We start from the raw sequence: 11,880 nt of genomic DNA on the forward strand, positions 1-11,880 counted from the left end.
TCGCACTGTGTATTCAGGCGAGGGACTTTGCAGATGTTCTCAGGGAAGGGGAGTAGAGGTTATCCGGCGATTGGGTGGGACGTTTCGTCTTCTTTCTGCCCAGCTCGAAAGGGCTTGGCGGCCCGGCGAATGTAAGCTTTCAACGCTGCGCAAATGCCAGGTTCAGCCCCAACCCCGCAAACGCCGCCGCAAAACTGCGCCGCAACCAGTTCTGCACCCGTGGCGACTCGACCACCGTACGGCGGAACCCGTTGGCCAGCAGGCCATAGACCACAAACACCGCAAAGGTCATCGCCATGAACACGCCGCTCAGCACCAGCATTTGCAGGGCGGGCGCGGTGCTGCCTGGGGTGACGAACTGGGGCAGGAAGGCCAGGAAGAAAATGGTCAGCTTGGGGTTGAGAATATTCAGCAGGAAACCGCGGACCATCAAACTGCGTGCAGTCGCGACCGTTGGCGCGTCGTTCATGGCGAAGGCCGAGCGATCCCGCCAGGTGGCATACGCCAGGTACAACAGGTAGGCGACGCCGGCGTACTTCAACGCTTCGAAGGCCAGCGCACTGGTGTGCAGCAGCGCGGACAGGCCAAGCACCGACGCCAGCAGATGGGGAAGGATGCCCGCCGTGCAGCCCAGGGCGGCGAAGACGCTGGCGCGCTTGCCGGCCGTGAGGCCTGTGGACACGGTGAAGATCACGCCGGTGCCGGGAATCAGCACGACAATCAGGCAGGTGACGAAAAAGTTCAGGCTAAGCATGGCATTCAAACTCCGTGTAGGAATGGTCGTTGATAGATCCTGTCACGTTCGACCTGGGAGGGCGAGAGGGGCGATTGGCGAACCCGCGTTAGACTTACCGGTCGAACCCCGCAATGCCTGACCATTGTCTTTCAAGGAAGCCCCATGTCCGTACGCTGCCTGATCCTGTGCCTCACCCCCTTGCTGGTGCTGGCCGGCTGCTCTACATCGCGGACCCCGCAACAGCCGGAGCGCAGCGAGGCTGAGGTGAAAGCGCAGATCGTGCGACTGCTGCCCTCAACGGTGGCGGACCGGAATGGGTGGGCCCAAGACATTTACACGGCCTTCGACACCCAGAATATCTACCCCAGTACTGAAAATATCTGCGCTGTGTTGGCGGTGACCGAGCAAGAGTCCACCTACCAGGTCGACCCGGCAGTACCCGGCATGGGCAAGATCGCCCAGGATGAAATCCTGCGCCGTGCCGGTAAGGTCCATGTGCCGGCATTTGTCGTACGCAGTGCGCTGCAATTGCGTTCACCCACCGGCAAGTCCTACGCCGATCGCTTGAACGCCGCGCGCACGGAGAAAGACCTCAGCGGTATTTTCGACGATTTCATCAGCATGGTGCCTTTGGGCAACACGCTGTTTGGCGGTTTCAACCCAGTGCACACTGCTGGGCCCATGCAGGTCAGCATCGATTTTGCGCAAAAACACGCGCGGGGTTATCCCTACACGGTGGAGGGGACGATTCGCCGCGAGGTCTTTACCCGGCGTGGCGGCCTGTATTTCGGTATCGCCCATTTACTGGGGTATCCGGTGAGCTACGAGCAGCCGCTGTACCGCTTCGCCGACTTCAATGCGGGTTGGTACGCCAGCCGTAATGCGGCGTTCCAGGCTGCTGTCAGCCGTGTCTCGGGTAAAGAACTGGCGCTGGATGGCGACCTGATCAACTACGGTTCCTTGTTGCCCGGCACCACCGAACTGGCGGTGCGCTCATTGGGCGCGAAGCTTGACATGCGCAACCCCAGCATCCGTAGCCAACTGGAGCAGGGTGAGCAGCTGGATTTTGAAGAGACGACCCTCTACACACGGGTGTTTGCCCTGGCCGACAAAGCTGCTGGCAAGCCGCTGCCCCGGGCGATCCTGCCGGGCATTGTGCTCAAGAGCCCGAAGATCACCCGTAACCTGACCACGGCGTGGTTTGCCAAGCGCGTGGATGAGCGGTATCAGCGTTGTATGAAGCGCTGACACCGAATCACTGTGGCGAGCGGGCTTGCTCTGGCCAGTAGGCTTGCTCTGGCTAGTAGGCTTGTCGTGGCGAGCGGGCTTGCCCCGCGTCGGGCTGCGAAGCAGCCCCAATAAAGCAGAATGCGGTGTATCAGGTATCTTTTGGCTCCTGATTCCGGGGCTGCTTCGCAGCCCGACGCGGGGCAAGCCCGCTCGCCACAGCAAGCCTGTGCGACACAACGAATCTGCGCCATAGCCACACCCACAACCACACCACCGGAAACGCCAGGATCACGAACGGCAGCACGTAGCTGGCGCGCTCCAGGGCGTCTGCGGTGCCGTCCACCAGGTTCGTGCCCAGGTTGCTGAACATCCGGCTGAAGCGTGACGCTGGATTCGCGCCGTCGGAGGAGCGGAAGTTCAGCGTTACGCGGTTGGTATCGAGGCGATGTTGCTGGCCGGCAGCGACCTGGGCCAATGCCTGCAACTCGTTTTCGATGCCCGCTTGCTCCTTGCTCAAGGCGATCAGGTCGCTGACGGTGATGTCTTTGCGCTTGGCCAGTTCGTCGAGGCGTTGCTGCTGGGCTTGCAGCCGATCCTGGCGACGGCGCACATCGGCGACCGCATCGGCCAGGTCTTCGGCGCGGGTGATGCGCTGCCCGAGTTTGCCGCCTTCGGCAGCCAGGGTGACCATCGGTTCCACGCCGCCAGGCGCGATGCGCAGGATGATCTCGCCGCCATTACCGTCTTCGGTGATGCCGAGGATATTGCAGGCGCCAAACCGCGCGGACTCGCAGGCTTCGCGAGTGGCCTGCATGCGTGGGGCGAGCAAGGCGCCAGGCAGGGCCAGGGTCAACTCATGTTCATAGGCCAGTTGCGCGCCGGCCCGGCCTTGTTCGCCGCTGATCACCGTGGCGCGGGAGTGGTCCTTGGGCGAACAGCCGGCCAGGGCGAGGCCGGCGAACAAGATCATCAGAGGCATGCGGAGCGGGTGGGAGTTGCCGTCCAGGTGGCGCATTGCGATTCCTTGAGGTGTGCAGGAGACATTGGTGGCGATTAAAGCGGGTCTGGCCAATTAACGCAAAGCATCCCAGGGGATTTGCAGCGCTGATGGTGATGGCCGTCGTTTCGGACCCGGCGTACACCTCAAGCCTTATTCCAGGGACGTACTCGCCATGATCGCTCACGCTGTGCCCGAAGGTTTTGTCTCGCTGCCCCGAAGCAGTCCACTCCTTGACCTGCTGGGCCCGGCGTATTGCCGGGGGGAGGGCCTGCAACTGGAGATCGGCTTGCGTGCCGACAACCGTCACGCCAATGGACGCGGCACGGTGCATGGCGGGGTGTTGGCGACGCTGGCGGATATCGGCATGGGGTATGCCATGGCGTTTTCCAGTGAGCCGCCGTTGCCGTTGATTACGGCGAGCATGACGGTTGATTACCTGGGAGCGGTACAGGTGGGGGAGTGGATCACCGTGCGCTTGGAGCATCACAAGCGGGGGCGGCAGATGGCGTTTGCCACCGTGGGTTTGCGGGTGGGGGAGAAGGTAGTCGCACGGGCTAATGCGGTGTTTGCCGTGCCTCAATCTGACAGGCAATGAAGAGCTGATGTGGGAGGGGGCTTGCCCCCGATGAGGGTGGGTCAGTTAATACATCTGTAGCTGACCCGCTTCTATCGGGAGCAAGCCCCCTTCCACAGTAGGACTGTGTTTCTTCAGGGAAACCGCGTAAAGAAAAGGCCTGGCTTTTCGTGGAGCCGGGCCTTTTCAGTGTTGCTCTTTTATCAGCTGCGTTCGAGTGCCAGGGCCACGCCTTGGCCGCCACCGATGCACAGCGTCGCCAGGCCTTTCTTGGCGTCGCGCTTGATCATTTCATGCAGCAGGGTCACCAGTACGCGGCAGCCTGAAGCACCGATCGGGTGGCCGATGGCGATGGCGCCGCCGTTGACGTTGACCTTGTCGGCGTCCCATTCCAGCTCTTTGCCCACCGCCAGGGATTGTGCGGCGAAGGCCTCGTTGGCTTCGATCAGGTCCAGGTCGCCCAGTTTCCAGCCGGCCTTGTCCAGGCAACGACGGGTCGCCGAGACCGGGCCGATGCCCATGATTGCCGGGTCGACGCCAGCATTGGCGTAGCTGGCGATACGGGCCAGCACCGGCAGGCCCAGGGCCTTGGCTTTGTCCGCGCTCATCAGCAGCACCGCAGCAGCGCCGTCGTTGAGGCTGGAGGCGTTGCCGGCGGTGACACTGCCGTCTTTCTTGAACGCCGGCTTGAGCTTGGCCAGGGATTCGGCGGTGGTGCCGGCGCGCGGCTGTTCATCCACTGCAAAGGCAATCGGGTCGCCCTTGCGCTGGGGAATCAGGATCGGCGTGATCTCATCGGCAAAGCGCCCGGCTTCAATGGCGGCCGCGGCTTTTTGCTGGGACGCGGCGGCGAAGGCGTCCTGGGCTTCACGGCTGATACCGTATTTGTCCACCAGGTTTTCGGCGGTGATGCCCATGTGGTAGTCATTGAACGCATCCCACAAGCCATCGGTGATCATGCTGTCGATCATCTTGGCGTGGCCCATGCGCAAGCCGGTGCGCGCAGCAGGCAACACGTAGGGAGCAAGGCTCATGTTCTCCATGCCGCCAGCGATGATCACCTCGGCGTCCCCGCAGCGGATGGCCTGGGCGCCCAGGTGCAGGGCCTTGAGGCCCGAACCGCAGACCTTGTTCAGGGTCAGGGCGGGTACGGCATGGGGCAGGCCGGCCAGGATCGAGGCCTGGCGCGCCGGGTTCTGGCCTGAGCCGGCGGTGAGCACCTGGCCGAGGATCACTTCATCGACTTCGGCCGGGTCCAGGCCGGTCTGCTCCAGCAGGCGACGGATCACGGCAGCGCCCAGTTCCGGTGCCGGGATGCTGGCCAGCGAACCTTGAAAGCTGCCCACGGCGGTGCGGGTGGCAGCGACAATCACGACGTCTTGCATGGAATCAGTCCTCACTGGAAGTGCATTTCTGGAACGTTGTCCGGGACGATCAGTTTACCGGCGGTCTTGCTCACAATCTCTTCAACGCTGACGCCAGGTGCGCGTTCCTTGAGGACAAAAGCGCCATTTTCGATTTCCAGGTAGGCCAGGTCCGTCAGTACACGCTTGATGCAGTTCGCACCGGTCAGCGGCAGGCTGCATTGGCTGAGCAGCTTGGACTCACCGTCCTTGGACGCGTGGGTCATGATCACGATGATGTTTTCTGCGCCGGCCACCAGGTCCATGGCGCCGCCCATGCCTTTGACCAGCTTGCCGGGGATCATCCACGAGGCGATGTTGCCGTGGACGTCGACTTCAAACGCACCCAGCACGGTCAGGTCGACGTGGCCGCCGCGAATCATTGCAAAGGACTCGGCGGAGGAGAAGATCGAGGCGCCGATACGCGCGGTCACGGTTTGCTTGCCGGCGTTGATCATGTCGGCATCAATGGTTTCTTCGGTGGGAAACGGGCCCATGCCAAGCAGGCCGTTTTCCGATTGCAGCATCACTTCCATGCCTTCGGGGATGTAGTTGGCCACCAGGGTCGGAATGCCGATGCCGAGGTTGACGTAAAAACCATCCTGCATTTCGCGGGCGACGCGTTGAGCCATTTGTTCGCGGGTGAGAGCCATGGTGACTTCCTCTTATTGTTCTGGACGTGGATTATTTGCGGACGGTGCGCTGTTCGATGCGCTTCTCGAAGGTGCCGCAGATGATCCGGTCGACGTAGATGCCAGGGGTGTGGATCTGCGACGGTTCCAGCTCGCCCGGTTCGACGATTTCCTCGACTTCGACCACCGTGATCTTGCCGGCGGTGGCGGCCAGCGGGTTGAAGTTCTGGGCCGTGTGGCGGTAGATGACGTTGCCGAAGTGGTCGGCTTTCCATCCCTTGACGATGGCAAAATCACCGGTGATGGACTCTTCCATCAGGTAGGGGCGGCCATTGAATTCACGGGTTTCCTTGCCTTCTGCGACGGGCGTGCCGACACCGGTGGCAGTGAAGAACGCTGGGATGCCAGCACCGCCTGCGCGCATTTTTTCCGCCAGGGTGCCTTGGGGAGTCAGCACCACTTCGATTTCGCCGCTGAGCAATTGCTTCTCGAACAGCGCGTTTTCACCGACGTAGGAGGCGATCACTTTGCGGATCTGTTTTTCTTCCAGCAGCACGCCCAGGCCGAAACCGTCGACACCGCAGTTATTGGAAACCACGGTCAGGTCGCGGGTGCCTTTGCGCTTGATTTCGGCGATGAGGTTTTCCGGAATGCCGCACAGGCCAAAACCACCCGCGAGCACGGTCATGCCGTCTTCCAGGCCTGCCAGCGCTTCTTCATAGGACGCCACGCGTTTATCGAAACCTGCCATATGCACCTCTTTTATTGTTTGTGGTCCAGCCATTGAACGAAGTGTTGCGCCGACGGATTGATTTGTTAAGTTGTTTTTTAAGGTTGATTGATTTAGAAAACAGCATAGTCGAGCCGTCTACGGAGTAGCCTCATGACAGTTAAACAGATGCGTGCCTTTCTTGCCGTGGCCCAGAGCCTGAGTTTTGCCGCTGCCTGCGAACGCCTGCACCTCTCCCAATCGGCCTTGAGCCTGACCATCAAGGGCCTGGAAGAAGGGCTGGGCGGGCGCTTGTTCAGCCGTAATACACGCAATGTCGCGCTGACACCCGAGGGCGAATCCCTGCTGCCCCTGGCACGCCGGCTGATGGCTGACTGGGACAATGCCGAGGACGAACTGCGCCAGTTGTTCACCCTGCAGCGGGGGCGGGTAACGGTGGCCGCGATGCCGTCGTTCGCCGGTAACCTGTTGCCGCCGATCCTGAAGATATTCCGCGCACGTTACCCCCAGGTGAATGTGACGGTACACGACCTGATCAACGAACAGGTGCTGGAAATGGTGCGCGACCGCCAGGTGGAGCTGGGCGTGGCGTTTGAGCCGGCGGAAGGCTCGTCACTGGTCTTTACCCCGCTGTACCTGGACCGCTTCATTGCCGTGGTGCCTGGCGATTCACCGCTGGCGCAGTACGCCGAGATCGATTGGCAAACCCTGCTGGAGCAACCGTTTATTACCTTGCAGCGGCCCTCTACGGTACGGGTGATGCTCGAAGAACACCTGGGCGCTTTAAAACGCAAGCTACCGGTGGCATTGGAGAGCCACCAATTGGCAACCGTGGGCAAGATGGTTGCCAGCGGCTTGGGCGTCAGCGCGGTACCGGCGTTATGTGCGCAGCAGATGCGGGAGGCGGGAGCCCATTGCATTACCTTGACCGACCCGGTGATAGAGCGGCCGATTGGGGTGTTGACCAAGCCGGGGTATGAACTGTCAGCCGCCGCGCAGGCGTTGTTTGACATCTTTCGCGATGAGGCGGGGAAGGGCCGGTTCCCGCTGTGACGCTTGCGTCAGCGCCGGTTTATATGAATAAAAAATAATCGCGCGCATAAAAAAGTCCGCTCGGCTAACCGGGCGGACTTAATGTTGTAATGATTTTTTATCAGCAGTATTTATCAATCACTTTAACTTGCGATTGGCCCTTGATGTTCTGCCATTCGGTATTAAGTGTATGGAACACCTGCTCGATAAAGTTACGATCGGCAGCCGCTTTTTTACCGACATAACCCTGGCCGCGGCGGTACATCCGCAGGCGCGCCGCCAGTTCACGGTTATTGCGGTCGAACTCCGCTTCTTCGGTGTGGGGCGCCAGGCAGTCAATTTTGACTTCGCCCGATTTACCAATCCACAGGATATGGTCGTCGAGTTTGTCTTTCTGCGCTGCGAACATATCAGCCAATTCATCGATAGTTGGTTGGTTGTTCAGATTCATGTGTAAGCCCCTTGACCAGTTGGCGATCTATCAATTGATTCGTTAATACACGTTTAAGTTGTCTCCGGTTCCGAAAACCGGGCGTCAGCGACTGTCTGCCGAATACGGGCAGGGTCTTGAACCTGATGCATGTAGTCTTGCTGATGAACTGCTACGCAATGGTTTCATAACGAAGACAAGCAGCGTTTGAGCTCCTTGTACCGATCCTTTCGGGCCGGTCAGCTTCATCAATCTGCCTTGTGGGCAGTGCACATCCGGAAAAAACAGCTCGGCGGTCAGACGAGCTTGTTCAAAACGCTTGTTGCCAACGCTCCCGATCCGGGAGACGTCTAGATCATGCAAGGACAAAAAGGTTACGTCAACGGTTATGTAGTGATTATTTTCGATCACTACATAAATCGCCGTGGGGACGGGAGGATGCAGGAGAAGGTGACTTGGGCGTCATTTTTTGTGCTGATTAGTCGCCGGCGCCAAGTGGCCATTCAGCACTTGACCCTGGTGGGAGGGGGTAAGTCGAATCGTCGCACCGCCCCCTTCGACGGGTTGATCTGTGGTGTCTTTAGGCTCCCAGCCGCTCGGCCAGCAAAGGCAACAACCGCTCACAAGAGGCTTGGATTTTCACCTGCAAGAGCTCATCCCCTCGGGTCTTGCCCAGGTTAATGGCGATCACCGGCTTGCCCTGTTCGACCATCGCCTTGCACAGGCGAAATGCCGAATAGGCCATCAGCGAAGAGCCTACCACCAGCAAGCCCTCGGCCTGCGCCACTGCGGCCATCGCCCTGGCCGCAGTGGCCGGCGCGACGTTCTCGCCAAAAAACACCACATCCGGCTTCAGTCGTTCGCCATCGCAATGGGGGCAGTGGGGTACCTGGAACTGCTCTTCGAAGGTCGGGTCAAGCAAGGTGTCGCCATCAGGCGCCTGGACGGCATGCACCTGCGCCAGGTAGGGATTGGCGATTTCCATTTGCCGCTGAACGCCATCGCGGGGGCTGCGTAGCTGGCAATCCAGGCACAGTACTCGATGCAGGCTGCCATGCAGTTCGATGACATCGTGGCTACCGGCCTGATCATGCAGGGTGTCGACGTTTTGCGTGATCAGGCCACTGATGCGCTGGCGTTGCTGCAGGGTCGCCAGCGCGCGGTGGGCGTTGTTCGGTTGGGCGATACGTACTCGCGGCCAACCCAGCATTGCCCGCGCCCAGTAACGGCGTCGCGCTTGCGGTGTGGCCAGGAACTCCTGGTACATCATCGGCGCCTTGCCCCGGCGTACGCCTTCGCTGTCACGGTAATCGGGTATCCCCGACGACGTACTGATCCCTGCACCGGTCAACACCAGAAAGCGCCGTTCGGCCAGGGCCCGGTGCAGGGTGTCGAGGTGATCCTCTTGATGTTCCAGCGTGTCGAGCATGGGGTCCCCTATTCGCCGCGGATGTATTGCTCCAGCTGTTTGATCAGGTCGGCCTGGTCGGCAATGGCTTCTTTTACCAAGTCACCGATGGAGAGCAGGCCCAGCAGTTTGCCGTCTTCGACCACCGGCAGGTGGCGCAGGTGACTGTCGGTCATGATGTTCATGCACTCATCGACCTTTTTATGGGTGTCGACGGTGATCACCGGAGAGCTCATCACCTCATGGACCTTTGTAGTGACCGACGACAGACCCTTGAGCATGATTTTGCGCGCGTAATCACGTTCGCTGATGATGCCTACCACCACGCCATCCTTAACGACCGGCAAGGCCCCGACGTTTTTCTCCGACATCCGGACCAGTGCTTCAAACACGGTGTGGTCGTGTTTGATGACATGGACTTCCTGGTTTTTCTGGTCCTTGGCTTTGAGCACTTGTGCAACGGTTTTCATGGCGACCACTCCGGTTTTTTTTAGTTAGTCTGGCTCCCCCTACAGAATCCTAGACGGCCCGCGCGGCGGCAAGGTCCAAAGCGGCGTTAAACCCGTCGAAAAACGTCATTCGCCGGTTTTTTTTACCTTTCATCCCGCATTCGCTGGCTTTTTGCCGCGCTTGGGGCTGCCGGCGGTCTTGCGGGGTGCGGCCTTGCGCTTCTTTTTCCACGGTGCGGCGCCTCGGCCCGCCGGGCTGGCCGGCCCCATGATGGTCATGCGCATGCCGTTGCAGCGCGCCACCTGCTTGCTCATCCAGGCCGCCTGTTTGGCGACGAATTCTTCCAGGCTCATCTCGCCGCTTTGCACCATGTCCAACGCCTGCTCCCAGATCGCGGTGGTGCCGGGGTCGGCGATGGCGCGGGGTACCGCGTCGATCAGGCTGAAGGCTGCCGGGGTTGCCGACAAGGCCTTGCCGTTCTTCACCAGGTAACCCCGGTCGAGCAACCCTTGGATAATGCCGGCGCGGGTGGCCTCGGTGCCGATGCCGGTGGTGTCCTTGAGTTTTTGCTTGAGCAGTGGGTCTTCCACCAGTTTCGCGACGTTTTTCATCGCCTTGATCAGGTCGCCTTCGGTGAAGGGTTTGGGCGGTTGGGTCCACAGGTCCTTCAGGTTGACCTTGGCCACTGCGTATTCCTGGCCTTGCACCAGTGTTGGCAAGGCCTGGGGGGCCGGGGCTTCGCGCCCCTTGGCCGGTGCGAGGGCTTCGGGCAAGGCCCGTTTCCACCCCGCTTCGATCACGACTTTGCCCACCGCGCGTAACGCCTGGCCCGCGCAGTCGAAATCCGCCTGGGTGCGATCGTATTCGTGGTTGGGCAGAAACTGCGCCAGGTAGCGCGCGCGAATAAGGGTGTAGACCGCGCGGTGCTTGCCGGTGAGTTGGCCAACGTCCTTGCCGGCCCCGGTGGGAATGATGCCGTGGTGGGCGCTGACCTTGGCATCATTCCAGGCTCGTGAGCGGCGCTGGGGGTCGATATGCGGCATCAACTCGTTCACTGCCGCATCCGCGCGGCCCAGCGCGGCGAGAATCTTCGGCGCTTCGCTGTGCTGGCTCAATGGCAGGTAGCCGCAGTCACTGCGCGGGTAGGTGATGACCTTGTAGGTTTCGTAGAGGGATTGGGCGATATCCAGGGTTTCCTGGGCGCCGAGCCCGAGCTTCTTCGAGCAGATTTCCTGCAGGGTGCCCAGGTCGAAGGGCAGGGGGGCCACTTCGCGCATGCGTTCGGTGCGCAACTTCACCAACTGTGCGCGGGCGGCCTGGGTCATGGCGTCGGCGGCGTCCCGGGCGAGTTGCGGGTTGAGGCAGCGGCCCTGGTCGTCACAGGCGTCCTCGGCGGCGCGCCATTGGGCGGTGAACGTCATGTGCTCATGACGCAGGTCGACATCGATCGCCCAGTACGCCACCGGCACGAAGTCGGCGATGCTGCGGTCGCGGTCCACCACCAGGCGCAACGTCGGGGTTTGCACGCGCCCCACTGGCAGCACGCCTTGGTAGCCGGATTGACGGCCGAGCAAGGTAAACAGGCGGCTCATGTTCATGCCGATCAGCCAGTCGGCGCGGGAGCGGCCCAACGCCGAGTGATACAGGCTGAAGGTCTCGGCACCGGGCTTGAGTGCGGCCAGGGCCTTGCGAATGGAGGCGTCGTCCAGCGCCGACAACCATAGCCGCTGGATCGGCCCGCGATAACGGCAATGTTCCACCAGCTCCCGGGCGATCATTTCGCCTTCACGGTCGGCGTCGGTGGCGATCACCAGTTCCTGGGCTTCCCCCAGCAGGCGCTTGACCGCCTTGAATTGGCTGGCGGTCTTGGGCTTGACCCGCATTTTCCATGTTTGCGGGACGATCGGCAGATCGGCGAGCACCCAGCGTTTGTACTTGGCGTCGTAGGCGTCGGGCGGGGCGGTTTCCAGCAGGTGGCCGATGCACCAGGTGACGGTGACTCCGCTGCCCAGCCAGCAACCGTCGCCACGGCGACTGGCGCCGAGCACGGCCGCGATATCCTTGGCCTGGGAGGGTTTTTCACAGAGGAACAGCCGCATGGTCAGCCCATTCGATACAGAGTTGAATGGGGAGCAGGATGGGCAAAAGACGGGAAATGATCAACCTTTATCTGGATGGATATACAGCTATTTGTGTGGCGCTGGAAAAAATGTGGGAGGGGCAGCCTCCCACAGGGGATCTCCTGTGTTCAGAAG

Annotated in this window: 12 protein-coding genes; 3 read left to right on the plus strand and 9 right to left on the minus strand. The window is 61.0% G+C overall.

Annotated features, from left to right (window positions below; translation table 11 throughout):
- Positions 1-139: 139 nt before the first annotated feature.
- Entirely contained in the window at positions 140-754 is a 615-nt protein-coding gene (locus QU606_RS14325) for a LysE family translocator (RefSeq protein ID WP_304998487.1), read from the minus strand.
- 144 nt (positions 755-898) lie between these two features.
- Here QU606_RS14325 and QU606_RS14330 point away from each other — a divergent pair, with 144 nt between their 5' ends.
- On the plus strand, positions 899-1,984 hold the full coding sequence (locus QU606_RS14330) for a DUF1615 domain-containing protein (RefSeq protein WP_304998488.1): 1,086 nt from the start codon (positions 899-901) through the stop codon (positions 1,982-1,984).
- A 130-nt stretch (positions 1,985-2,114) separates the two neighbouring features.
- Here QU606_RS14330 and QU606_RS14335 read toward each other — a convergent pair whose 3' ends face one another.
- Positions 2,115-2,981: a DUF4349 domain-containing protein gene (locus QU606_RS14335; protein ID WP_277379379.1), complete on the minus strand. Its 867-nt coding sequence runs from the start codon at positions 2,979-2,981 to the stop codon at positions 2,115-2,117.
- Between the two features lie 157 nt (positions 2,982-3,138).
- Between QU606_RS14335 and QU606_RS14340 the strand changes: the two genes are divergently transcribed.
- Positions 3,139-3,561, plus strand: a complete 423-nt coding sequence (locus QU606_RS14340; protein ID WP_024074501.1) for a PaaI family thioesterase — start codon at positions 3,139-3,141, stop codon at positions 3,559-3,561.
- A gap of 182 nt (positions 3,562-3,743) precedes the next feature.
- Here QU606_RS14340 and QU606_RS14345 read toward each other — a convergent pair whose 3' ends face one another.
- Genes QU606_RS14345 through QU606_RS14355 form a run of 3 tightly spaced genes read right to left on the minus strand, consistent with a single transcriptional unit; the run spans position 3,744 to position 6,326 of the window.
- Entirely contained in the window at positions 3,744-4,925 is a 1,182-nt protein-coding gene (locus QU606_RS14345; protein WP_024074502.1) for an acetyl-CoA C-acetyltransferase, read from the minus strand.
- An 11-nt stretch (positions 4,926-4,936) separates the two neighbouring features.
- A complete protein-coding gene (locus QU606_RS14350) occupies positions 4,937-5,596 on the minus strand; it encodes a CoA transferase subunit B (protein ID WP_024074503.1) in 660 nt (219 codons plus the stop codon).
- Positions 5,597-5,627: 31 nt separating this feature from the next.
- A complete protein-coding gene (locus tag QU606_RS14355) occupies positions 5,628-6,326 on the minus strand; it encodes a CoA transferase subunit A (RefSeq protein WP_010566044.1) in 699 nt (232 codons plus the stop codon).
- A 132-nt stretch (positions 6,327-6,458) separates the two neighbouring features.
- Here QU606_RS14355 and QU606_RS14360 point away from each other — a divergent pair, with 132 nt between their 5' ends.
- The gene (locus tag QU606_RS14360) at positions 6,459-7,358 is read left to right on the plus strand and encodes a LysR family transcriptional regulator (RefSeq protein WP_069076247.1); all 900 of its coding nucleotides are present in this window, start codon (positions 6,459-6,461) and stop codon (positions 7,356-7,358) included.
- 100 nt (positions 7,359-7,458) lie between these two features.
- On the opposite strand, the gene QU606_RS14365 is transcribed toward QU606_RS14360, so the two are convergent.
- The 4 genes from QU606_RS14365 to QU606_RS14380 all read right to left on the minus strand — a co-directional run bounded on the left by QU606_RS14365 (position 7,459) and on the right by QU606_RS14380 (position 11,724).
- Positions 7,459-7,788, minus strand: a complete 330-nt coding sequence (locus QU606_RS14365; protein WP_069076246.1) for a hypothetical protein — start codon at positions 7,786-7,788, stop codon at positions 7,459-7,461.
- Positions 7,789-8,347: 559 nt separating this feature from the next.
- The gene (locus tag QU606_RS14370; protein WP_069076245.1) at positions 8,348-9,196 is read right to left on the minus strand and encodes an NAD-dependent protein deacetylase; all 849 of its coding nucleotides are present in this window, start codon (positions 9,194-9,196) and stop codon (positions 8,348-8,350) included.
- Between the two features lie 8 nt (positions 9,197-9,204).
- Complete coding sequence (locus QU606_RS14375) at positions 9,205-9,645, minus strand: CBS domain-containing protein (RefSeq protein ID WP_024074507.1); 441 nt, start codon at positions 9,643-9,645, stop codon at positions 9,205-9,207.
- Positions 9,646-9,774: 129 nt separating this feature from the next.
- The gene (locus QU606_RS14380; protein ID WP_102625478.1) at positions 9,775-11,724 is read right to left on the minus strand and encodes a DNA topoisomerase III; all 1,950 of its coding nucleotides are present in this window, start codon (positions 11,722-11,724) and stop codon (positions 9,775-9,777) included.
- Between the last annotated feature and the right edge of the window lie 156 nt (positions 11,725-11,880).

Origin of the sequence: Pseudomonas sp. OVF7 (assembly GCF_030644265.1) — a bacterium.
GTDB lineage: Bacteria > Pseudomonadota > Gammaproteobacteria > Pseudomonadales > Pseudomonadaceae > Aquipseudomonas > Aquipseudomonas gorinensis.

Bases quoted from the DNA above. Each gene is read 5' to 3' on its own strand.
- QU606_RS14375 (WP_024074507.1), bottom strand. From the start codon at position 9,645: ATGAAAACCGTTGCACAAGTGCTCAAAGCCAAGGACCAGAAAAACCAG.
- QU606_RS14350 (WP_024074503.1), bottom strand. From the start codon at position 5,596: ATGGCTCTCACCCGCGAACAAATGGCTCAACGCGTCGCCCGCGAAATG.
- QU606_RS14330 (WP_304998488.1), top strand. From the start codon at position 899: ATGTCCGTACGCTGCCTGATCCTGTGCCTCACCCCCTTGCTGGTGCTG.
- QU606_RS14355 (WP_010566044.1), bottom strand. From the start codon at position 6,326: ATGGCAGGTTTCGATAAACGCGTGGCGTCCTATGAAGAAGCGCTGGCA.
- QU606_RS14360 (WP_069076247.1), top strand. From the start codon at position 6,459: ATGACAGTTAAACAGATGCGTGCCTTTCTTGCCGTGGCCCAGAGCCTG.
- QU606_RS14345 (WP_024074502.1), bottom strand. From the start codon at position 4,925: ATGCAAGACGTCGTGATTGTCGCTGCCACCCGCACCGCCGTGGGCAGC.
- QU606_RS14380 (WP_102625478.1), bottom strand. From the start codon at position 11,724: ATGCGGCTGTTCCTCTGTGAAAAACCCTCCCAGGCCAAGGATATCGCG.
- QU606_RS14365 (WP_069076246.1), bottom strand. From the start codon at position 7,788: ATGAATCTGAACAACCAACCAACTATCGATGAATTGGCTGATATGTTC.
- QU606_RS14340 (WP_024074501.1), top strand. From the start codon at position 3,139: ATGATCGCTCACGCTGTGCCCGAAGGTTTTGTCTCGCTGCCCCGAAGC.
- QU606_RS14325 (WP_304998487.1), bottom strand. From the start codon at position 754: ATGCTTAGCCTGAACTTTTTCGTCACCTGCCTGATTGTCGTGCTGATT.
- QU606_RS14335 (WP_277379379.1), bottom strand. From the start codon at position 2,981: ATGCGCCACCTGGACGGCAACTCCCACCCGCTCCGCATGCCTCTGATG.
- QU606_RS14370 (WP_069076245.1), bottom strand. From the start codon at position 9,196: ATGCTCGACACGCTGGAACATCAAGAGGATCACCTCGACACCCTGCAC.